The organism is Nocardia sp. NPDC052566, from assembly GCF_044547285.1.
GTDB lineage: Bacteria > Actinomycetota > Actinomycetes > Mycobacteriales > Mycobacteriaceae > Nocardia.
Genome location: NZ_JBIUAF010000001.1, coordinates 1,334,766 through 1,355,168, shown reverse-complemented (window position 1 = coordinate 1,355,168; position 20,403 = coordinate 1,334,766). Strand labels below are relative to the sequence as shown.

The 20,403-nt window shown below is 70.1% G+C and carries 19 protein-coding genes; 12 read left to right on the top strand and 7 right to left on the bottom strand.

Annotation, left to right across the window (positions count from 1 at the left end):
- Positions 1–139 precede the first annotated feature (139 nt).
- Entirely contained in the window at positions 140–3,106 is a 2,967-nt protein-coding gene (locus ACIG5A_RS05405) for a WD40 repeat domain-containing protein (RefSeq protein ID WP_397237980.1), read from the top strand.
- Here ACIG5A_RS05405 and ACIG5A_RS05400 read toward each other — a convergent pair.
- Positions 3,090–4,133 carry a GlxA family transcriptional regulator gene (locus tag ACIG5A_RS05400; RefSeq protein WP_397237978.1) on the bottom strand — a complete coding sequence of 348 codons (1,044 nt, stop codon included), beginning with the start codon at positions 4,131–4,133 and terminating at the stop codon, positions 3,090–3,092. The two genes, ACIG5A_RS05405 and ACIG5A_RS05400, sit on opposite strands and share 17 nt — an antisense overlap.
- A gap of 71 nt (positions 4,134–4,204) precedes the next feature.
- Between ACIG5A_RS05400 and ACIG5A_RS05395 the strand changes: the two genes are divergently transcribed.
- Positions 4,205–4,540, top strand: coding sequence for a cupin domain-containing protein (locus ACIG5A_RS05395; protein WP_397237976.1), 336 nt, complete (start codon positions 4,205–4,207; stop codon positions 4,538–4,540).
- A 219-nt stretch (positions 4,541–4,759) separates the two neighbouring features.
- Here the strand turns inward: ACIG5A_RS05395 and ACIG5A_RS05390 are convergent, their stop codons facing one another.
- On the bottom strand, positions 4,760–5,620 hold the full coding sequence (locus tag ACIG5A_RS05390; RefSeq protein ID WP_397237974.1) for an NmrA family NAD(P)-binding protein: 861 nt from the start codon (positions 5,618–5,620) through the stop codon (positions 4,760–4,762).
- Between the two features lie 208 nt (positions 5,621–5,828).
- On the bottom strand, positions 5,829–6,920 hold the full coding sequence (locus ACIG5A_RS05385; RefSeq protein ID WP_397237972.1) for a hypothetical protein: 1,092 nt from the start codon (positions 6,918–6,920) through the stop codon (positions 5,829–5,831).
- Between the two features lie 95 nt (positions 6,921–7,015).
- Here ACIG5A_RS05385 and ACIG5A_RS05380 point away from each other — a divergent pair, with 95 nt between their 5' ends.
- Entirely contained in the window at positions 7,016–7,813 is a 798-nt protein-coding gene (locus ACIG5A_RS05380; RefSeq protein WP_397237970.1) for a HugZ family protein, read from the top strand.
- A 12-nt stretch (positions 7,814–7,825) separates the two neighbouring features.
- Here the strand turns inward: ACIG5A_RS05380 and ACIG5A_RS05375 are convergent, their stop codons facing one another.
- Positions 7,826–8,440 carry a TetR family transcriptional regulator gene (locus ACIG5A_RS05375; RefSeq protein ID WP_397237968.1) on the bottom strand — a complete coding sequence of 205 codons (615 nt, stop codon included), beginning with the start codon at positions 8,438–8,440 and terminating at the stop codon, positions 7,826–7,828.
- Positions 8,441–8,534: 94 nt separating this feature from the next.
- On the opposite strand from ACIG5A_RS05375, the gene ACIG5A_RS05370 reads away from it, so the two are divergent.
- From ACIG5A_RS05370 to ACIG5A_RS05355, 4 genes are read left to right on the top strand one after another with little or no spacing between them, the layout of a single operon-like run.
- The gene (locus ACIG5A_RS05370; protein ID WP_397237966.1) at positions 8,535–9,041 is read left to right on the top strand and encodes a VOC family protein; all 507 of its coding nucleotides are present in this window, start codon (positions 8,535–8,537) and stop codon (positions 9,039–9,041) included.
- A complete protein-coding gene (locus tag ACIG5A_RS05365; RefSeq protein ID WP_397237964.1) occupies positions 9,032–10,546 on the top strand; it encodes an FAD-binding protein in 1,515 nt (504 codons plus the stop codon). The genes ACIG5A_RS05370 and ACIG5A_RS05365 overlap by 10 nt, the downstream gene beginning before the upstream one ends.
- On the top strand, positions 10,547–11,419 hold the full coding sequence (locus ACIG5A_RS05360) for a TIGR03619 family F420-dependent LLM class oxidoreductase (protein ID WP_397237962.1): 873 nt from the start codon (positions 10,547–10,549) through the stop codon (positions 11,417–11,419).
- Between the two features lie 14 nt (positions 11,420–11,433).
- Complete coding sequence (locus ACIG5A_RS05355; protein WP_397237960.1) at positions 11,434–11,922, top strand: nuclear transport factor 2 family protein; 489 nt, start codon at positions 11,434–11,436, stop codon at positions 11,920–11,922.
- A gap of 43 nt (positions 11,923–11,965) precedes the next feature.
- Here ACIG5A_RS05355 and ACIG5A_RS05350 read toward each other — a convergent pair whose 3' ends face one another.
- Together ACIG5A_RS05350 and ACIG5A_RS05345 are read right to left on the bottom strand one after the other, a co-directional pair.
- On the bottom strand, positions 11,966–12,970 hold the full coding sequence (locus ACIG5A_RS05350; protein WP_397237958.1) for a fructosamine kinase family protein: 1,005 nt from the start codon (positions 12,968–12,970) through the stop codon (positions 11,966–11,968).
- Positions 12,967–13,746 carry a helix-turn-helix domain-containing protein gene (locus ACIG5A_RS05345; protein WP_397237956.1) on the bottom strand — a complete coding sequence of 260 codons (780 nt, stop codon included), beginning with the start codon at positions 13,744–13,746 and terminating at the stop codon, positions 12,967–12,969. The genes ACIG5A_RS05350 and ACIG5A_RS05345 overlap by 4 nt, the downstream gene beginning before the upstream one ends.
- A 104-nt stretch (positions 13,747–13,850) precedes the next feature.
- On the opposite strand from ACIG5A_RS05345, the gene ACIG5A_RS05340 reads away from it, so the two are divergent.
- Positions 13,851–14,654, top strand: coding sequence for a thioesterase family protein (locus ACIG5A_RS05340; RefSeq protein ID WP_397237954.1), 804 nt, complete (start codon positions 13,851–13,853; stop codon positions 14,652–14,654).
- A gap of 41 nt (positions 14,655–14,695) precedes the next feature.
- Here ACIG5A_RS05340 and ACIG5A_RS05335 read toward each other — a convergent pair whose 3' ends face one another.
- Positions 14,696–15,556, bottom strand: a complete 861-nt coding sequence (locus ACIG5A_RS05335) for a LysR family transcriptional regulator (protein WP_397237952.1) — start codon at positions 15,554–15,556, stop codon at positions 14,696–14,698.
- A gap of 68 nt (positions 15,557–15,624) precedes the next feature.
- Here ACIG5A_RS05335 and ACIG5A_RS05330 point away from each other — a divergent pair, with 68 nt between their 5' ends.
- The 4 genes from ACIG5A_RS05330 (at position 15,625) to ACIG5A_RS05315 (ending at position 20,344) form a co-directional block, all read left to right on the top strand.
- Positions 15,625–16,521, top strand: coding sequence for an NAD(P)H-binding protein (locus ACIG5A_RS05330; protein ID WP_397237950.1), 897 nt, complete (start codon positions 15,625–15,627; stop codon positions 16,519–16,521).
- A gap of 247 nt (positions 16,522–16,768) precedes the next feature.
- Positions 16,769–18,202: an alpha/beta fold hydrolase gene (locus ACIG5A_RS05325; RefSeq protein ID WP_397237948.1), complete on the top strand. Its 1,434-nt coding sequence runs from the start codon at positions 16,769–16,771 to the stop codon at positions 18,200–18,202.
- A gap of 86 nt (positions 18,203–18,288) precedes the next feature.
- Positions 18,289–19,140, top strand: coding sequence for a hypothetical protein (locus ACIG5A_RS05320; RefSeq protein WP_397237946.1), 852 nt, complete (start codon positions 18,289–18,291; stop codon positions 19,138–19,140).
- Between the two features lie 121 nt (positions 19,141–19,261).
- Positions 19,262–20,344 (top strand): MAB_1171c family putative transporter, encoded by a 1,083-nt coding sequence (locus tag ACIG5A_RS05315; RefSeq protein WP_397237944.1) that lies wholly within the window; start codon positions 19,262–19,264, stop codon positions 20,342–20,344.
- The last annotated feature ends 59 nt before the right edge of the window (positions 20,345–20,403 follow it).

Below are 20,403 nucleotides of genomic sequence, written 5' to 3'. Positions count from 1 at the left end.
GTTGTTGGGGCGCAGGTGGAGTCGGTGCCGTTGACCCGGGTTGGCCAGCGCCATACGATCGACCGGATGTTCGAGTCGCCCGAGGTCGGGTGACGGGTGGCGCGTCGCGGCGCGCGGGAGGTTTGTGGTGCCTGCTTCCGTGGACGAGTTGCTGGGGCGTGCGGTGGAGACCGGTGGGTGGGCGGAGGTCGCCGGTTCGCCGCTGTTGGATCAGCTGGATCCGGACGATGTGGTGGCGGCGGTGCTGCGGTCGGGGGTGCGGTGGGCCGATCTGCCCGTCGAAGTCGCCGCGATCTTGGGGGTGCGGCATCAGCTGGGCGATCTCGGGGAGGGCGAACGGGCGCTGGTCCGGCAGGTGGCGGGCGCACGATTCGTGGGGACGTATCCGCGGCGGAGCCCCCAGCAGGAGTGGCATCTGCGATGGTCGCGGCAGCGGCGCGATCCGCTGCATATCGTGCTCGGACGGTACGACGATATGTTCCGGCTGATCGCACTCGTGCCGGCCGACGGTCGAACCATGCTCGCGGGCAACGGATTCGAGAGTCGCGAGGTGTGGCTACGCGATCCCGTCGACGGCGGCGAATACACGGTCCGCCACAGTGCGAAGGTGGTCGGGCTCGCCGCGGTGCCGTGGTCGGACGGCCGGACGCTGCTGGCGACGGCGGGCGGTAAGACCATCCGTTTCTGGGATCCTTCGACGGGTGATCCGGTGGGCGCGCCGAGGAAGCTTCCGGCGGCGGCGACGGCGATGACCGCGGTGCGGCTGCCGGACGACCGCACCGTGCTCGCTGTCTCGAGCGACGACGTGGTGCGGATGATGGAACCGGAGACCGGAGCCCCCTACGGCAGCCCGATCCATCGCCACTCGAAGATCCACGCGCTCGGCGCGATCGAGCTGGACGGGCAGGCGCTGCTCGTCGTCGCCGAGAGCTACAGTGGCGTCAACCTTTTCGACCCGGTCACGGGTCATGCCGTGCAAGCACCGTTCGACCTACCCTACGGCGCGTCCGTGGCCACCGTGCCCGGCCCGGACGGCCGCGGCGCGCTCGCGACGGGCAACTCGGAGGTGATCCTGTTGCTCGATACGAAGACCGGCGAGCACCTCGGATCACTCACCGGGCACGGCAATTCGGTGCGGGCGGTGGCCGCGGTGCCGATGCCCGGCGGTCGTACCCTCCTCGCCTCGGCGAGCTTCGACGACACGCTGCGGTTGTGGGATCCGTCCGGTCCGTTGTCGTCGGAGACCTCGCATTCCTGGCCGATGACCAATCCGTGGGCCACCAACGTCGCGTCGGCGCGTCTCGGGAACCGCCCGCACCTGGCGAGCGTGTCCGGTGACGAACGCGCGGTGCGTTTCTGGGATCTGGACACCAGCCTTCCGGTCGGCACGCCGCTGCCCGGCGGGTATGGGCGGATGTTCCTCGGCCCGCCGGTGCCACTGCCCGATGGCCGCACGCTGGTCACGACGAGCGATGACGATCGCGTGATCACTTTCCGGGATCCGGAGACCGCGCAGGTGGTCAGCAGCACGCCGCCGGGTCACGGGTCCGATGTGGCGCTGGCGCCGGTGCCGCTGCCGGACGGGCGGACGCTGCTGGCGAGCGGCGCGTACGAACCGTTCCTGTGGGATTCGATCGAGGGCACGGCGCGGCGTCTGCCGATGAACAGGGGCAGCATCGCCGCGATGGTGGCGGTACCGGTTCCCGGCGGCACCGTGCTCGCGGCGGCCCGTGCGGAGTCGTACCGGCAGTTCGACATCATCCGCTGGGATCTGGGCACCGGTGAGCTGATCACACATCAGCTGATCAAGCAGCCGCTGTCGTCGCTGAATCGTGTGCGCGCGCTGGCCGCGCTGCCCGCCTCGGACGGCCGCACGTTGCTGGCCTACGGCGATGACAACGGTGTACTCGGGTTGGCCGATCCGCTGACGGGCGCGCCCGAATGCCCGTCGTTCACCGACGGTGCCAGCGCGGTGGTGGCGTTGGCCGCGGTGCCACTGCCGACCGGGCGTTATCTGCTGGCCTGCGCCAGCGAGACACGGATGATCCGGTTGTGGGACGAGACAGGGACTTTGGTGGCCAAGCTGTCGGGTCATCGCGGCCGGGTGCGCGCGCTCGCGGTGCTGCCGGACGGCAAGTTGGTCAGCGCGGGCGATGATGCGACCGTGCGGGTGTGGGATCCGGTGGCCGCGGCTCAGGTCGGGCCGTCGCTGCCGACCGGGCCCGCGAAGGTGCTCGCCCTCGCGGCCGTGGACGGCGCCAGGATCGCGACCGGGGACGAGAACGGGGCGCTGCGGCTGTGGGATCTGGCGCAGGCCACCGCGATCGGTGCGCCGATGCTCGGTCACTCGGGTCAGATCTGTGCGCTGATCACGGTCGAGGAGGAAGGTCACCCGCGGCTGGTGAGCGGTGACGGTCACGGGTCGATCATGGTGTGGGATCCGGACACGGGCGTGAGCAGGCAGCTGACCGGTCACGCGGATCCGGTGTTCGACGAGATGGCCGCGGTGACGATGCCGGACGGGTCGACGGCGGTGGCCGCGGCCGGGCGCGGCATCGGGCTGTGGGATCCGTTGACCGGCAGGCTCATCGGCACGCCGTTTCCCGGTCAGCGGCCGATCGTGGCGCTGCCCGGCGCCGATGGCCTGCCGCTGGTCGCGAGCCGCAACGGTCGTGGTGACGTCGTGCTCCACGATCCGATCACCGGCGATCAGGTCGGCAGGCCGATGCGCGGTCATGGCGGCGCGATTACCGCTGTGGCCGCGATCGTCGCACCGAACGGGCGCGCGCTGCTGGTCACCGGCGGTGACGACGGCACCGTGCGCCTGTGGGATCCGGTGCGCGGCATCGCGATCGGCGAACCACTCGCCGGGCACAAGAGGTCGGTCTGGCATCTGGTGGTCATCCCGATCCCCGGCAGTGTGCTGCTGGCATCGGCCACGTTGCAGGGTGATGCCATCAAGTTCTGGGACGTCGCCACCGGCGCCTGCCGCACGACCCTGCCACTCGACAGCCCGATCCACTCGATGGCCGTCTGCGCCGACCGCTTGGCGGTCGGCTGCGACAACGGCATCCTGATGCTGGAGCGTGTCACCCACCGCGAGTGAGACTCCCGGCATCGAGCACAGTCAGATGGCGGCCGATATCGGCGTGTCGTACCGCCATTCGACTGCGCTCGATGCCGGGATCGGCCACTGCGGGGGCGATGTCGCGGAAGGCTCGCCGGTAGGCGCCGGGTGTGGTGCCTACCCGGGTGCGGAAGCGGCGGCGCAGGTTGACCGCGGTGCTCAGGCCGACGCGGGTGGCGATGGCTTCCACCGGGAGATCCGTCTGCTCCAGCAGGGTTCGCGCCGCGGCCACCCGGGTCGACAGTAGCCACGCGCCCGGACTGGTGCCGAGTTGGCCGGCGAAGCGGCGGGCGAGCGTGCGTGGCGAGATGTTCAGGTGCGCGGCCAGATCGTCCACCGACAGCGGTGTATCCAGGCGTGCGCCCGCCCATTCGAGGAGTTCGTCCAGCGCGTCCGCGGGCGGCGGGGGTGCGCATTGCGGCTGGCTGCCCGCGCGGTGCGGCGGCATCACCATGTGCCGGGCGATGCGCGCGGCGTGCGCCACGCCGTGGTCTTCGCCGACCAGGTGCAGGCACAGGTCCATGCCCGCGCCCGCACCCGCGCTCGTGGCGACATCACCGTGGTCCACATAGAGTTTGTCCGGTTCCACGCGCACACTGGGGAACTCGCGTTGCAGTTGCGCGGCGCGCGCCCAGTGCGTGGTGGCCGAGCGGCCGTCGAGCAGCCCCGTGCGGGCGAGTGCGAACACGCCGGAGCAGATCGTGACGAGCCGCGCTCCTCTGGCGTGTGCGCGGAGCAGCGCGCGGTGCACGCGGGCCGACAGCGGTGTCTCCACCGGCGCCCAGCCCGGGATGAGCACGGTGTCGGCGGAGTCGAGCGCCGAAAGACCGTGTGGCACGGACATCGCGTACCCGGCCGACGTCGGTACCTCGCCCGGCGTCTCCGTACATACGTCGAACTCGTAGTGCTGGGGCACCCCCGCCCGCTGCGTACCGAATACCTCGACGGCACAGCCGAGCTCGAATGTCGACTGCACCGGCCGTACCAGAGCCACCACGCGATGCATGGCAAGAATGTACCCCTGGGTGTCGTTCCGGACTCTCGTCCGCCGTCGCCGCGCACGGCACCGTGAGAGGTATGCATCCCGAGATACTCGCCCAGGAGGGCTACACCTCCGTCGCGGTCACCGAATCCCCTGTCCGCGAAGTCTTTCCCGGCATCCGGTCGCGCCCACTGTGGACAGGCGCCAACGGTGCGAGCGCCCACCTCCTCGAGATGGACCCCGGCACCTCGTGGCCGCACCGCGATGTCCACGAACCAGGCCCGGAGGAGGTCTACGTCGTCGCGGGCATCTTCAACGACGGCGCCCGCGACTACCCCGCCGGAACGTTTCTGCACGCCCCCGCCGGTTCATGGCACGTCCCCGCTACGACAACCGGCTGCACCCTGTTCGTCTTCTATCCCGAAGGTTAGTTCAGGTTGCACAGGCTGGCCGAGCATCGGCCGCTCCGGTACCGCCAGCAGTAGCCGATGCTCGGGCACTCACCAGGAAAACGGCGCGCTGATCCGACGACAGCGTCGAGCGCACTATCCACCGGGCGATCCACTGCGTCCGGCCGTCTGCGGGAACTCGGGTGTCATGACTGCGAGGTAGGCGTCGGCCGGGTCCACGGCGGAGCCGCCTCCGGCGAATTATCCTGGGGCGGCGGCGAATTCGGCGAGGGTTGTCGGCGGGTGGCCGCCGTGGCGGTGGATGGTGTCGGTGACGTGGTAGAGGCCGGTGCCTTCGCCGAGGAGTCGGAAGATCTCCCAGAGTTTGGACAGGTGTTCGGCGGGGTGGGCGGAGCCGTAGAAGTCCAGGGCCCAGCGGTGCCATGCGTCGGGAGGTACGTCGCGGTAGGTGACACCGAGCGTGTCGGCGACCGCCGCGATGGACATGACCTCGCCGGTGAGCAGGACTACCGGGTCGACGGGCCGGGCCGGGTCGGCGAGTATGCCCGCGGCGACACGGGCTACGTCCTGTCCCGCGATGAGCGGGAGAACGGTTTCCGGTGGGCCCATCGGCATGGCGAGTTCGGCCGGGTCGCCGGTGCGGGCGAGCAGGGCGATGTTCTCGAAGAACACCGCGGCGCGCAGGTGGACGGCGCCGATACCCGCCCAGTCCAGGATCTGTTCGGCGACCCAGTGCTGGCGCATGCGCGGGGTGAGTGCCTGTGGGCCGGACGCGAGCTGGGAGACGGCGACCACTCGCTCGACCCCCGCTTCCTTGGCGGCGGCCGCGAACGCCCCTGTCGCCTCGATGAATCCGTCGACGACCGGATAGGTGAAGTAAGCGGAGCGCACACCTTGCAGCGCGGGCCGGGTATCGGCGATCTCGCGCAGATCCCCGGCCACCACCTCCGCGCCGAGCCCGCGCAGCGCGTCGGCGCGTGCGTCGTCGGCGTGCACCATGGCGCGCACCGAAAGCCCGCGCCCGAGCAGCAGCTCCACCACGCGCCGCCCGGTCGATCCCTGCTGTCCCCCAGCCGCCCCCGTGACCAGTATCGGTTCCATGTGCCCACGCTACGCGCGCCCACCGACAAACCCGCCCCGATGATCAACTGCCGCAACGCGTTACGTCACCACACACAACGCAGGCGTCGAACTCCGGCCAGTCGAGCGCAGCCGAATGGCCCCCACAACGGCGTGTCGTACGGCCATTCGACCGCGCTCGACGGGAGCCGGTGCGGGCGGGCCCGGTTCTACCGAAGAGCTCACGTCGCTACAGCAACCGCTCCCGGTGCGAATCCGCCTCCAGGCGCACGTCGGCGGCGAACTGCTCTTCGATGTTGTCGTCGTCTCCCCCGTGCGCGACGTAGAGCAGCAGGCAGCCGCGGATGCCGTCGAGGAGGTCTTCGAGGAGGTCCAAGGCGGGGCGGACCGGGTCGAGGCGGCTGATCCGGAATTCGGCGAGCAGTGCGGCGCGGGTGGCGTTGTCGAAATCGAGTTTGCGTGCCTGCTCCTCGATTTCGGCGACCCTGGCGACCACGCCCCACGGCGCCGGCACGTGCCCCTCGGCGACGGCCATGGCCTCGGCGATGAGGTCGACGACGACCTCGATGACGGTCTCGCCCGCCTCCAGCCGTTCCAGCACCATGGTCGGGGTTTCGACCTGCAGCGCCTCGATATCGTCGGCCTCGACCACCACGTCGGCGGTCGGCACCCCGGCCACGTAGCCCGCGACCTCGGCGGCGGCGTGCAGCCAGTGCGCGGCGGCGACCGACGCCGAGGCGGGGTCGAGTTCGGTGAACAGTTCGATGCTGCCGAGCGGGTCGGCGCTGAGCAGGTCGTCGGCGGCCTGGACCTGGGCGGGTGACACGTCGGGCCGCGACATTTCGACCGCCTGGCGTGCCCGCCCGGACAGGTCGCCGAGTTCGGCGGCTTCGATGGCGGCCTGCTCGCGGCGGACCTCGCCGACGATGGCGTCGCGCAGGGCGTCGTCGTCGATGGCGTGCAAGGTGCGTCCGACACGGTGCGCGGATTCGACGACGCCGCTGTAGGACACGACCAGCCCGTGATCGGTGGGCAGGTTCGGGGTGCGGATGCCCACCTCGACCTCTTTGAAGTTCCTGCGCTCCTCGGCGCGGCGCCATGCCTCGCTGTTGGGGATGTCGGGATCGCCCGCCGCGCTGGCGGGGTGGGTGTAGGTGCGCCACTGGAACCGCGACAGCGTGGTCAGATTGGACGCGAGATCCGTTGCCTGGTCGGGGCGCACCGGTGGCAGCGCGGCCACGGTCTCGGCGAAGTCGCCGCGGCCGGTAGCCCAGGTCGCGACGAGTTCGTTGCGGGCGGTATCGAAGGCGTATCGGGTCACGGGCCAAGTCTGGCCGATGCGCGCGTGTTCCGCGCGGGCAATCCGGTCGTTTCGGTACACACGCTCCGGCGTTTCGTCATGGCACGCTGGACGGCATGACTCTCGATCACGGCGATCCCGGCGACGCGCCCTCGATCCCGCCGCCGACCGCGCCACTGGCGAATCCGGCACGGCCGTCGGCCGCGGAGGAGGCGAGAACCGTTGCGGCGGCGACGAATACGGCCACTCTGGCCAGTCTCAGCGCGGACGGCACGCCGTGGGCGTCGCTGGTCACCTACGGACTGCTGGACGGTCAGCCGGTGCTGTGCGTGTCGCGGCTGGCCGAGCACGGACGCAATCTCGCGGCGGATCCGCGGGCGAGTGTGGCGATCGTCGCGCCCGATCCGCCCGCGGATCCGTTGGCGGGCACCAGGATCACCCTCGCGGGGGTGATGGAGCGCCCGGACGGCGACGAGGCCGATGCCGCGCGCGCCGTGCACCTGGCGGCGGTCCCCGCGGCCGCGTACTACATCGATTACAGCGATTTCACGGTGTGGGTATTGCGGGTGCACCGGATTCGATGGGTCGGCGGGTACGGGCGGATGGATTCGGCGACGGCCGAGCAGTACGCGGCGGCGGCGCCCGACCCGATCGTGCCCGGCGCGGCGCGCGCGATCACCCATCTCAACGACGACCACGCCGACGCGCTGCTGGCGATGGCGCAGGCGCTCGGCGGCTACCCGGACGCGACCACCGCCACATGTGAACGCGCGGACCGCTACGGCCTCGACCTGCGGGTCACCACCCCGCGCGGGGTGGCGCGCACCAGGGTGGGTTACGCGACGCCACTGGATTCGCCCGACCAACTGCGTGCGGCGACAGTCGCATTGACCCGCCGCGCCCGCGAGGGCTGAGGCAGGCGACCGTCACCGAGCGGGAACGGTGAGCATGGCGACGATCATGGCGACGATTTCGGCGGCATCGGATTCCGGTGCGGGGGTGCGGAGCCGGGTTTCGAGGGCGCGTTCGTAGTCGGCGATGAGGGCGAACATGACAGTGGCCATGGTTTCCAGCCGTTGACGGCGGCGCGGTGGCGGCAGGTGCGCGAGGGCGGCGGCGAGGCGGGTGGTGATGATGCGGACGGCGGCGCGGTCGGCGCCCGCGAGGCGGCCGATGTCGGCGATCACCGGGTGCGCGCGAACCACTTCCAGGAACCGCCCGTAGTGCGTCACCCGGCGCTGTCCGGTGAGTTCGAGGATCGGTAGCACCAGCATGGCGACGAGCGTGCGGAGGTCGTGTGCGGTGCCGTCGGATTCGTGGGTGGCGAGCAAGTGCATCCTGCGGTCCTCGAGCCAGTTCATCCGGCGTTCGACGATCGCTTCGACCAGGCCGGCGCGCGAGTCGAAGTAGTAGTGCACCGCGGAGTTGTTGCGCTGGCCCGCGGCGGCGGCGATATCGCGCAGCGGCACCTCGACGCCGCGTTCGGCGATCAGGCGTTCGCCCGCGTCCAGCAGCGCGGTTCGCGAATCGTCGATGGCCATCTCCGGACTGTACTAAAGCGGGCTCTTGACGATGTTAAGCATCAATGCTTACCGTGCTGGCACGCCCCGATTCGGGGCAGAGCTGAGGTAGTCGATGACCATCACGACCGGACCGATCTTCCAATTGTGCTGGGTGGTACGGGATTCGGCCGCGGCGCGGCAGGCGTTCACCGAGCGCTACGGCGTCGCCGAATGGTTCACCGTTCCGGATGTGCGGTTCGGGCCCGAATCGTGTGAATTGCGTGGCGCGCCCGCCGATTACACGATCACGGTGGCGCTCGGCTACGCGGGCGGGCAGCAGGTCGAGCTGATCGAGCCGCGCGCGGGGGTGAGCCTGTACTCCGAACATCTCGAGCGGGTCGGGCCCGGGCTGCACCACGTGGGCTGGGTGCCCGACGACTTCGATGCCGCGCTGGCGGCGGCGCGCGCGTCCGGTGCGGAGATCGTCGCGCGTGGCGCGTTCGAGGGTGCCGGAATGGAATTCGCCTATCTCGACGGTGGTCCGCTCGGTGGCTATACCGAGCTGATGCGGCTCTCGCCCGAGATGAAGGCGATGTTCGATCGGCTGATTCCGGAAGGTCACGCGAATCCATGGGTGTAGAGGTGCCGCCGCTGCTTCCGGCGGACTTCGAGTGGTGGCGCGAGACGGCGGACGTGATCGTCGTCGGGTTCGGTATCGCGGGTGCGTGCGCGGCGATCGGCGCGGCCGAGGCGGGCGCGAAAGTACTACTGCTGGAACGCACCAGCGCACCCGGCGGTGCGTCGGCGCTGTCGGCCGGGCATTTCTATCTCGGCGGCGGTACGCCGGTCCAGCGCGTCACCGGACACGACGACAGCATCGAGGCGATGGCCGCCTACCTCGAGGCGGTCACCCCGGCGCCGGACGTGACCAAGATCCGCGCCTACTGCGCCGACAGCGTCGCCCACTTCGAGTGGCTCGAAGCCCAGGGGCTGGTGTTCGAGCGGTCGTTCTATCCAGGCAAGGCGGTGGTGCAGCCCGGCACCGAGGGCCTGATGTGGACGGGGAACGAAAAGGTCTGGCCCTACCGGGAACAGGTGCGGCCCGCGCCGCGCGGGCACAAGGTGAACGCGCCCGCCGGGCGCGGCGGCAGCGAGGTGATGCGCGCGCTCGCCGCGCGGGTGGCGGTGCTCGGTATCGACGTGCGGTACGAGGCGATGGTCGATCATCTGGTCGCCGACGAGACCGGGCGGGTGGTCGGGGTGCACTGGGCGGGCGGCAGCGCGGCGGGTGCGGTGGTGCTCGCGGCGGGCGGGTACGTGATGAACAAGGAGATGGTCGCCGCCTACACACCGAAGCCGGCCCGGCACTTCCTGCCACTCGGTGTACCCTCCGACGACGGACTCGGTATCCGGCTCGGGCAGTCGGCGGGCGGGGCGACCGCGCATATGGACGGCGCGTTCCTCACCGCCTCGTTCTATCCGCCCGCCGAGCTGTTGCACGGAGTGATCGTCAACAAGGCGGGCCAGCGGTTCGTGGCCGAGGATTCCTATCATGGGCGCACGGCGGGCGCCGTTGTCGCGCAACCCGATTCGACCGCCTACCTGATCGTCGACAGCGCGCACATGGTGTGGCCCGAGCTGCCGATGGTGAAGTTCGTCGACGGGTGGGAGACCGTGGCGGCGATGGAATCCGGGCTCGGCATCCCGGTGGGCGCGCTGCAGGAGACGCTGGCCAACTACAACGCCGCCGCGGCCGACGAGCACGATCCCGAGCTGGGCAAGCATCCGGACTGGATCACGCCACTGACCGAGGGACCGTGGGGCGCCTTCGATCTCACGCCCGGCGCGGCCACGTATGTCGGATTCACCCTCGGTGGGCTTGCCACCACCGAGGACGGCGCGGTGCGGCGCGCCGACGGCACCATCATCGCGGGCCTGTACGCGGCGGGCGCGTGCGCGTCGACTATCGCGCAGGACTGTGACGGCTATTCCAGTGGCACCTGTCTCGGCGAGGGCTCGTATTTCGGGCGCCGTGCCGGGATCCACGCGGCGCGAGCTCATGGCACGGAGGCGGTAGCGCAGCGTGACCACGCGGGGCCCATGCAGCGCCGCCAGCCGGATACAGCACATACGAAAGGCGAATAGATGCGCTTCACCTATGCCGAGACCATGACCGACCCCTCGTACTACCTACCGCTGGCGCGGGCCGCGGAGGCGGCCGGGTACACCAGCATGGCGGTCGCGGACAGCGTCGCCTATCCGCGGGATTCCGACGCCACCTATCCGTACACCCCCGACGGTAGCCGGGAGTTCCTGGAGGACAAGCCGTTCATCGAGGCGTTCGTGCTGTCCGCGGCGATGGCGGCGGCCACGACGACGTTGCGGTTCACTCCCTTCGTGCTGAAATTGCCGATCCGGCCGCCGGTGCTGGTGGCCAAGCAGGCCGCGTCGGTGGCGGCGTTGAGCGGCAACAGGTTCGGGCTCGGCGTCGGGATCAGCCCGTGGCCCGACGATTTCGAGATCATGGGGGTGCCGTTCGAGCATCGCGGCGCGCGCATGGACGAGTGCATCGATATCGTGCGCGGGCTGATGGCGGGCGGCTACTTCGAATTCCACGGAAAGTTCTACGATCTGCCGCCGATCAAGATCAGTCCGGTGCCGACCGCGCCGGTGCCGATCCTCATCGGCGGGCACAGCGAACCGGCGTTGCGGCGCGCCGCGCGGCGCGGTGACGGCTGGATACACGCGGGCGGCGATCCGGCCGAGTTGGACCGGCTGCTGCGGCGACTCGATACGCTGCGAACCGAATACGGAACCCGCGCGGATTTCGAGGTGCACGTCATCTCGGTCGACGGCTTCACCGTCGACGGGGTCAAACGCCTCGAGGACAAGGGCGTCACCGATGTGATCGTCGGGTTCCGCAACCCGTACACCACCGAGCACGACACCCAGCTGCTCGACACCAAGATCGCGAACCTCGAGCGGTTCGCCGAGCACGTCATCGCACGCACCGGCTAGCGAAGGAGTACACGATGGGCAAGTTCGACCGCGCCGAGCTGGAGCAGGGACTGGCCCACTACGAGCAGGTCGTCGAGCGGTGTTCGGCCAGCGGGGACTGGTCGCCGTTCGCCGACCTGTTCACCGAGGACGTCGAGTACATCGAACACGCCTACGGCACCTTTCGCGGGCGCGAAGCGGTGCGGCGCTGGATCGTCAACGTGACGGCGCCGTTCCCGCATATGCGCTTCCCGCACTACTGGGTGGCCTTCGACGAGGTCAACGACGCGATCGTGCTCGGCATCAAGAACCTGCTGCCCGACCTGGCCGGCGACGACACCGAATACTGGTTCCCCAACATCACCCGCCTCGTCTACGCGGGCAACGGCCTGTTCTCCTCCGAGGAGGACATCTACAACCCCGCGCGCGACGCGAGCCGCGTGGTCGGCGAATGGGTCCGGGCGGGCGGCCGAATGCAAAGCGCCCCTCGGGAACACATGAAACACATCGTCACCGGGGGCTGATCGCCGCCAGGAAAAGCGTCTTCCGCGATCGCAAACGCTGCGGCTAGGTGAGCAGAGTCGTTGCGGCGGTGAGGGTTTGGTTGGCGTAGCCGCCGCCGAAGAGGACGACGTGGACCAGGAGCGGGTGGAGCTGGTGCAGGGGGACGCGGGCGCGCCAGCCATCGGCCAGTGGGTGGGTTTCGTGGTAGGCGGCGAGGATGCGGTCCAGGTGCGGTGCACCGAAGAGGGACAGCATGGCGAGGTCGGTTTCGCGGTGACCGCCGTGGGCGGCGGGGTCGATCAGCATGACGCGGTCGGGGGTCCAGCGCAGGTTGCCCGACCACAGGTCGCCGTGCAGGCGGGCGGGTGGTTCCGGTGGGCCCGCGAGCGCATCGATGCGGTCGATGACGCGCTCCAGCAACCGGATTCCGTCGCGACCGAGGACGGCGGCGGCCCCCGGCAGGTAGGGCGCGAGGCGGCGCTCGGCATACCACTGAGCCCACGGGCCGGGGCGCACGGTGTTGTCCAGCGGCAACTCGGCGATCCAGCCCGGCCACGGCGCACCGAACCTCGCGGGCGAATGTGCGTGCAGTGCCGCGAGTTCGCGCCCGAACCGTTCGGCGGCAGCGGGCGTGGGAGTGGCCTCCGGCAGCCACGGCAGGACAAGCAATCCCTGCTCGGCAGCCACGACCGCGGGCACCAGCCCTCCGCGATCGACCGCCGGCGCTTGCGGCAGCAACCCGGCGGATCCTGCCGACTCACTCGCTCCCCGTGACGATTCCTCGGCGCCCACCGTTCCTCGGTGGCCTTCTGTCGCTTCGCGCCGCGCTCCGTTCTCCGTCGCTCCCAGGGCAGTTCGATCGTTGTCCGCGGTACCGTCCGCGAGCCAGCGCAGGCCCGCGGCTTCCGCGGCGAGCACTGGGGCGTGCTCAGTGGCCGCCTTCACGAAAACAGTGCGGCCGTCGGACAGTTCGGCGCGGTGCAGGGTCCAGGCGTGGCTGGGGCCGAGGTCGGTGACGGTGCGGACCGGGGTGCCGAGCAGGGCGGCCAGGCGCGCGGCGAGGGTCATGCGAGGGCCGCGGTGAGGCGTTTCTGGGTGTCCTGGTCGGCGGGGAGGAACGATTCGATGGCCAGTTCGGCGACGGTGACGTTCATCGGGGTGCCGAAAACCGTTGTCACACTGAGGAACGACAGGTCCGCGCCGTCGTGGCGCAGGCGCAGCGGCACCACCGACTGATCGGGTTCGGGCAGCACCAGGTCGGTTTCGCCGCCCGGGTAGGCGCGCAGTTCCTCGCGCAGTTCGACCAGTTCGGCGGCGCCGGTGACCTCGATCTGGCGGGTCAGCCGGGCGAACAGGTGGGCCCGCCATTCGGCCAGGTTCAGGATGCGGCTCGCCAACCCGTCGGGGTGCAGGCTCAATCGCAGGGTGTTCACCGGTGCGGTGAGCAGCGTCGGGTCGATGCCGGTGAGCAGCAGCGCGACACCACGATTCGCGTCGACCATCCGCCAGCCCTGATCGATGGCCAGCGCGGGATACGGTTCGTGCCCGGTCAGGATCAGCCGCATCGCGCCGCGCACCGCGTCCATCGCGGGGGTGTCCAGGGCGGGTTCGGCGTAGGCGGGGGCGTATCCGGCGGCCAGCAGCAGCCGGTTGCGTTCGCGCAGCGGGATCTCGAGCTGCTCACACAGGTGCGCGAGCATGGCCCGGCTCGGGGTGGAGCGGCCGGTCTCGATGAAGCTGAGGTGGCGCGCGGAGGTGTCGGCCCGGCCTGCCAGCTCGAGCTGGCTCAGCCTGCGTTCCTGGCGCCAATGCCGCAGCAGGTCACCGGCGGTTTGCGTAGTCACTCCCCCGATCCTACGAATCGCGCGGCGGCTCGACCATTACCTCGTGGGTAATAGACACCGGCCATCCGGCGCGTGATCGTTGAGGCGAAGGAAAGGACCCACCGATGACGACCACCGCGCGCTACGCCTTCGACGCGGACACCGCGAGCACTCGGCTCGGCGAGCACCAGTACGGGCTCGAACTCTCGCAACGCTGGCGGGCGCTCGGCGGCCACGTCAACGGCGGCTACCTGATCGCGGCCTGCCTGCAAGCGTTGCACCAGGAGATTCCGCATCCGGATCTGCTGGCGGCCTCCGCACACTATTTGCGTCCCGCCATGCCGGGACCCGCGCGGATACACACCGATATCGCGCGCATCGGCAGGCGCACCGCCACCGGTCAGGCCAGGCTCACCCGCGACGATCGCGAAATCCTGCGCGTGCTCGCCACGTTCACCGACCTCGCGACCGCCGACGGCCCGACGGTGCTGCGCGACGATCCACCCGTCCTGCCGCCGCCGGAGCGCTGCTTCGATCCGATGGCGGTGCTGCGCCCGCCCGAGGCGTCGATCGCCGATCAGGTCGAGTTCCGGATGCCGCAGATCCCCGGCTTCTGGCACGGCACACCCACCGGCGCCAGCTTCGACGAGTTCTGGATGCGGTTCACCGACGGCCGCCCCGCCGACCCGATCGCGCTCGCGCTGCTCGTCGACGCCGCCGCACCGGTGGTCCTCGATCTCGGCGTCGTACCCGCCTCCGCCACGGTCGAACTCACCGTCCACATCCGCAACCGTCCCGCTCCCGGCTGGCTCGCGTGCCGCGTCGCCACCCGCTTCCTGATCGACGGCTTCCATGAGGAAGATTTCGAGATCTGGGACAGCATGGGCACTCTCGTCGCCCAATCCCGTCAGCTGTCGGTCATCCCGTAGGCACTCGGATAGCAGCGGACGCACCACTGCACCAGCCGCATTCACGCAGTCGGCGCACCGTTCGCTTCCCCGCCAAGCGATCCGGCCGCCGACGTGGCTTGGCGCAGTGTCGCGGTGGCGATGTCGAGGAAGTCGCGCAGGAGTTTCTCGCGCCGATCCGCGACCACGGCCAGGCAGGTCTCGACTCCCGGAGCATCGGTGACGGGGAGGTGTACCAGGTCGGGGCGGGCGTAGGAGTGCGCGACGCTCAGCGGGACCAGCACGATGCCGTGCCCGGCGGCGATGCGCTCGAACTTCTCCTCGAGTGACGACGTGCGCCGCGCCGGTGTGTCGAGCATCCGCTCGCCGTCGAGGTCCGCGCGGGTGAGCTCGGGCCGGTCGGCCAGCCGGTGGGCCGCGGGCAGGCAGGCCACCCTCGGCTCGTGGCCGACCGGGATGGTCCGCAATCCCGAGTCGTCGAACGGCCTTCGCAGATAGCCGATCTGGGCGCGGCCGTCCCGCAGCGGCGCGTCCGGCTCCCACCAGCGCACCGGGACGACGTCGGTCTCGACGTCCGGGTGGCGCGCGGTGAACGCCAGGATCGCCTCCGACACATGCAGTCCCGCGGAGAACGCGACGACGAGCCGTCGCACGCCGTGATCGGCGTCGTGTACCCGCCGCACCGCCGCGTCGACGGCGGCGAGGATCCCCTGCGCCTCCTCGTAGAGCTGCTTGCCCGCGGCGGTCAGCTCCACGCTGCGGGTGGACCGCACGAGCAGCTCGCAGTCCAATTCCCGCTCGAACACCTTGATCTGACGGCTCAGCACCGGTTGCGCGATGTAGAGCTGCCGCGCCGCGCGGCCGAAGTGCCGCTGCTCTGCCACCGCGACGAAGTAGCGGAGCTTGCGCAGATCCAGATCCATACCTTCACGGTATCAATGTCCGGCAAGGGTATTGGACGGGCGCCGTTGAGCGGCACGAGACTCGAACCATGATCGTCATCACCGCCCCCACCGGCCACATCGGCGGCCAACTCCTCGACCTGTTGCTCGACGAAACCTCCACTCGCAGTGAAGAATTGCGCGTCATCGTGCGCGACCCCGGCAAGCTTCCCGACGCGGTCCGCGACCGCGTCGAGGTCGTTGCCGGCTCACACGGCGATGCCGAGGTCGTCGAGCGGGCCTGCACCGGCGCGGACGCCGTCTTCTGGCTGGCCCCACCGAATCCGACGGCGCCGAGCCTGGACGCGGTGTACTCCGGGTTCGCCCGCGCCGCCGCGAAGGCATTCACCGCGCACGGAATCGGGCACGTCGTCGGCGTCTCGGCGCTCGGTCGCGGCACCCCCGTCGAGGCCGACGCCGGGTATGTAACCGCCTCGCTGGCCATGGACGATCTCATCGCCGGGACCGGCGTCGCCTTCCGAGCACTCGCGAACCCGACCTTCATGGACAACCTGCTGTGGCAACTGGCTTCGATCCGCGACGAGGGAGTCTTCACCGACACCGTCGCGGCCGACCACGCGGCGCCGGTCGTGGCCACGCGCGACATCGCCGCGGCCGCCGCCGCGCTGCTGCTCGACCGATCGTGGACCGGAACGGGCGAGGTCCCGATCCTGGGCCCGGCGGACCTGTCGCCGAACGATATGGCGCACATCATGTCCGAGGAACTCGGCCGCCCGGTGCGCTACGAGCGGCACTCGCTCGATGACCTCCGAGCGGCACTGGCCGCCCGCGGCTTCAGTGACCCGATCGCACAGGCCCACGTCGACATGATGCGCGCGAAGGACAACGGCCTCGACGCCGGCAGGCCGCGCGCCCCGCGGTCTGCCGGCGCGACGACCTTCCGGCAGTGGTGCGCAACGGTTCTCGCACCGGCAGTCCACGCCTGAACCAGGACCGTCCGCGCCATCGGCGTCCCGCTCCCTCGATCACGAATCGAATCCTCGGCCCCTCGGGATGCCGCGCGATCTGCTTCCGATCGCCGGGACGGGGCACCGCCGCCGCTGTTCATCGCCCAGATCTCGGCGCCGCCGGACCACCGGCTCCTGTCGGGACCGCCGCGAAGCATGGTGCGGCGCCAAACTTTCCGATCACGCAATCTTGCGTGGCGCGCAAGATTGGCGGAGAGTGGGTGGCGTGGCATTCGTGTTGGGGCTGCGAGAACGCAAGAAGCTCGCCACCCGGGAAGCGCTGGGGTTCGCGGCATTACGGCTCGCGGTCGAGCGCGGGCTGGACGCGGTACTGGTCGAGGACATCGCCGGTGCCGCGGGGGTGTCGCCGCGCACCTTCAACAACTACTTCGCCAGCAAGTACGAGGCGATCTGCGCGCTCGCGGTCGATCGGGCCAGGCGCATCGCGGACGCGGTGCGGGAACGACCGGCGGCGGAACCCCTGTGGCCCGCGGTCATCCACTCCGTGCTCGCCGAATTCCGCGACGACGAGCGACCCGATTCGGCCTGGGTCGACGGCGTCCGGCTGATCATCGCCGAACCCGCGCTGCAGGGCGAATACCTCAAGGCGCAGGCGGTGATCCAGGCCGCGCTGGCCGAGGCCATCGCCGCACGCACCGGACGCGATCTCGACGCCGACATGTTTCCGAGCATCATGGCCGGCTCGGTCGCGGCGGCGCTGCACGTTGCCATCACCCGGTGGGTCGACTCCGATCCACCCGTCGCGGTGCTGCCCGTCATCCGGGACGCGCTGCGGCAGTTGACCTTTCTGCCAGGAGAATTCCCCATGGACGTGCCGACCAACCACCAGCTCCCCGTCCCCGGCGCGACGCTGTACTACGAAATCCGCGGCGCCGGACCGCTGCTGCTGCTCATCCCCGGCGGCAACGGCGACGCCGGATCCTTCGACGCGATCGCCGAGCTGCTGGCCGCCCGCTACACGGTGGTGTCCTACGATCGGCGCGGCTTCACCCGCAGCCCCGCCGACGAACCGGCCGACCACCGCGTCGACCTCGACGCCGCCGACGCGGCCGCCCTGCTCACCCATCTCACCGATGCGCCCGCCGCGGTACTCGGCAGCAGCTCCGGCGCCATCGTCGCGCTCCAATTGCTCACCGCGCGACCGGAGCTCGTGCACACCCTCATCGCACACGAACCGCCGATCGCCACGGTGCTGCCCGACGCCGAGCGCTGGCTGGCCTTCGTCGACGATGTCCACCGCATCGACGCCACCGAAGGCTTCCTCGCCGCCATGACCACATTCGCCACCGGCGTCGGACTGGCCAGGCTGGCGCCCGGCCTCGACGCGGAACAGCCGCCCGAGGCGCAGGCCGTCTTCGCGCGCATCCAGCAGAACATGCGGTTCTGGATGGAATATGAACTGCGGCAATACCCTCGGTACATCCCCGATATCGACGCCTTGCGCACCTCGGCCGCGAAACTGGTCCTCGGCGTCGGGCACGACTCCAAGGACTACTTCCCCGCCCTGCCCAACGCGGTCCTCGCCGACCGACTCGGCCTGGACGTCATCGAATTCCCGGGTGACCACGTCGGCTACCGCAGCGACCCCGCCGAGTTCGCTGAACAACTCGACACGGTGCTCACCAAACGCAGCCAGTGACATCCCCGTCGGCGGCGGCGCGGGCGGCCTGCCGGAAACGTCCGGTTACGATCACCCGGCACGGCAAGACTTTCGAGGAGTAGCCCATGTCCGAGTCGGATTCGACGACAGCAACGCCCGAACCCGGCTCTTCGTACACTCCGCCGCCGAATACGCCTGGCCAGGAGCGCATTCCGGCACCGGGGCATGCGCACAGTGCCGGACAGTCACCGCTGCCCGGTCAGTCACCACCGGGCTACGGGCCCGCGGCGAACGTCCCGGCATCCGCGGCCTGGCCCGGTAGTCCGGGTTACGTATCGACGCCGAATGCGGGCGGATTCGGGCAGGCACCGGGAATCGGCGCGCCGGGATATGGACAGGTGCCAGGTTACGGACAGATGCCGGGCTACGGCCCGATCCCCGTGCCGCGTGCCGGACAGCGCGGCATCGGCTGGATCATCGGGACCGTGGCCGCGGCCGTCATCGCGGTCGTGGCGATCGTCGTCGCGGTGCTCGCCTTCGCGGGGTCATCGGACCAGCGCGACACCATCGCACGCCAACGGCAGACGATCACCGATCGAGACGCCGCACGCACGGCGGCGTGCGACTTCGCCTCCACCGTATCCAACTACGACTACAACTCACTCGACGCCTACTTCACCGCCGTCCGCACCGGCGCGACCGGCTCGCTCCTCCAGGAATTCAGCTCCGCCGAAACCGCCCTGCGCGGCACCATGACGCAGACACAGACCCACAGCAAGTCGGAATCGATCCGCTGCGGCGTCGCCTCGGCGGACAACGCCAAGGCCGAGGTACTGGTCGCCCTGTCCCAGTCGATCTCCAACCTCACCAAACCCCAACCGACCACCACCCAGATCACCCTCGTGATGACCATGGAGCGCCAACCCGACGGCCGCTGGCTGGCAAGCAAACTCGACGGCCAAGGCCTGCCCAAGTGAGGGATCGCCGCCGGACGAGAACACCTCCGGCCGCGTCGAGCTACGCCCGGCGCATGGCAGTCCGGATCCGCTCCCTGGACTCGGCTTGTCGTCGTTGATTCCCGGGTTCGTCGCATGGCCGGTGACCGTCGTACTCATGGCGTTCGTGGCCGGCCGGTTCGCGCTCTTCCGCGTCACGGTTGTCGATCGGCTCGTCAATCGGATGTTCGCGTGGGGTGCGGCGAGCCTGCTGCTCTTCCGGTTCGCGTCCACCGCAGGGTCTTCCGCTCCGTTGACAGAGCTGGCGTTGGGCTGCGCCCTGATGCAGACGACATTCCTGTACGCCATCGGGTCCGCTCACCGCGGCGATGCCGGACCCGATGCCCTGTGGCGTCGTCAGCGCCGGTGCGGGCTGCTCACGCTGTCGGCGACGGTCGCGATGCTGATCGCGGGCGCGGCGGCACGCGGCGAAGGTCGACCGGTCGAAGCGGGGCACACGTGGGACGGGCTCGTCGTCGCGATCGCGATCGGGATGCCGGTCGCGATCAATTCGACGGTCTTCACCCGTATGGTCGTGCGCCAGTACCGCACCGGCGAGCTCAGCTCGGCTGAGCGGCGCGCCGGTGCGGGCGTGATCGCCGGTAGTCTGTTCGTCTGGGTCAATCTCCTGCTGTCCGGATGTCAATTGACCACCGGATGGCCGGAACTCGGACCGCACCTGCCGCGAGTGGAGCTCGTGTTCACCGTGTGCCTCGTGATCAACGCCATCGCGCCCGCGTTCACGTTGTCGGCGGCGCTGCTGCGTGCGGTGAGCCTGGATCGCGAGGGGCGGGCGTGCCGCCGTCTCGATCCACTGTGGCGCGATCTCACCGCGGCGGTCCCGGAAATCGTCATGCACTCCCCGAGCACCGCGCGCGACCCGTCCACCCGAGTGTTCCGGATGACCGTCGAAATACGCGACGCGCTCATGCATCTCGCGCCCTATATGCCCGGCGGACCTCCGACGATCGCCGAAAGCACCAGGGGCACCGAGGAATACGCGAAGCAGGTGGCACACGCGGCGAACGCGAGGATGGCGGGCCTCGCCCCCACGCACACCGCCGTCGGCTCACCCGCGCCCCTCGGCAGTGGCGATTTCGATACCGACCTCGGACAACTGCTCGAACTGGCGCGGGCGTGGTGGCGCCTGCGCGGGCGATCAGCACCGGTGGGCGCGAGCCACTGAACCGCGTCGTGACGCGTCTCTTCGAGCATGAGCTCTCGGCTGCGCCCGCGGAGTCTTGA

Excerpts from the sequence above, each read along its gene's own strand:
- ACIG5A_RS05400 (WP_397237978.1), bottom strand. The coding sequence starts at position 4,133 with ATGCATCGCGTGGTGGCTCTGGTACGGCCGGTGCAGTCGACATTCGAG.
- ACIG5A_RS05395 (WP_397237976.1), top strand. The coding sequence starts at position 4,205 with ATGCATCCCGAGATACTCGCCCAGGAGGGCTACACCTCCGTCGCGGTC.
- ACIG5A_RS05390 (WP_397237974.1), bottom strand. The coding sequence starts at position 5,620 with ATGGAACCGATACTGGTCACGGGGGCGGCTGGGGGACAGCAGGGATCG.
- ACIG5A_RS05380 (WP_397237970.1), top strand. The coding sequence starts at position 7,016 with ATGACTCTCGATCACGGCGATCCCGGCGACGCGCCCTCGATCCCGCCG.
- ACIG5A_RS05375 (WP_397237968.1), bottom strand. The coding sequence starts at position 8,440 with ATGGCCATCGACGATTCGCGAACCGCGCTGCTGGACGCGGGCGAACGC.
- ACIG5A_RS05370 (WP_397237966.1), top strand. The coding sequence starts at position 8,535 with ATGACCATCACGACCGGACCGATCTTCCAATTGTGCTGGGTGGTACGG.
- ACIG5A_RS05365 (WP_397237964.1), top strand. The coding sequence starts at position 9,032 with ATGGGTGTAGAGGTGCCGCCGCTGCTTCCGGCGGACTTCGAGTGGTGG.
- ACIG5A_RS05360 (WP_397237962.1), top strand. The coding sequence starts at position 10,547 with ATGCGCTTCACCTATGCCGAGACCATGACCGACCCCTCGTACTACCTA.
- ACIG5A_RS05355 (WP_397237960.1), top strand. The coding sequence starts at position 11,434 with ATGGGCAAGTTCGACCGCGCCGAGCTGGAGCAGGGACTGGCCCACTAC.
- ACIG5A_RS05350 (WP_397237958.1), bottom strand. The coding sequence starts at position 12,970 with ATGACCCTCGCCGCGCGCCTGGCCGCCCTGCTCGGCACCCCGGTCCGC.
- ACIG5A_RS05340 (WP_397237954.1), top strand. The coding sequence starts at position 13,851 with ATGACGACCACCGCGCGCTACGCCTTCGACGCGGACACCGCGAGCACT.
- ACIG5A_RS05335 (WP_397237952.1), bottom strand. The coding sequence starts at position 15,556 with ATGGATCTGGATCTGCGCAAGCTCCGCTACTTCGTCGCGGTGGCAGAG.
- ACIG5A_RS05330 (WP_397237950.1), top strand. The coding sequence starts at position 15,625 with ATGATCGTCATCACCGCCCCCACCGGCCACATCGGCGGCCAACTCCTC.
- ACIG5A_RS05320 (WP_397237946.1), top strand. The coding sequence starts at position 18,289 with ATGTCCGAGTCGGATTCGACGACAGCAACGCCCGAACCCGGCTCTTCG.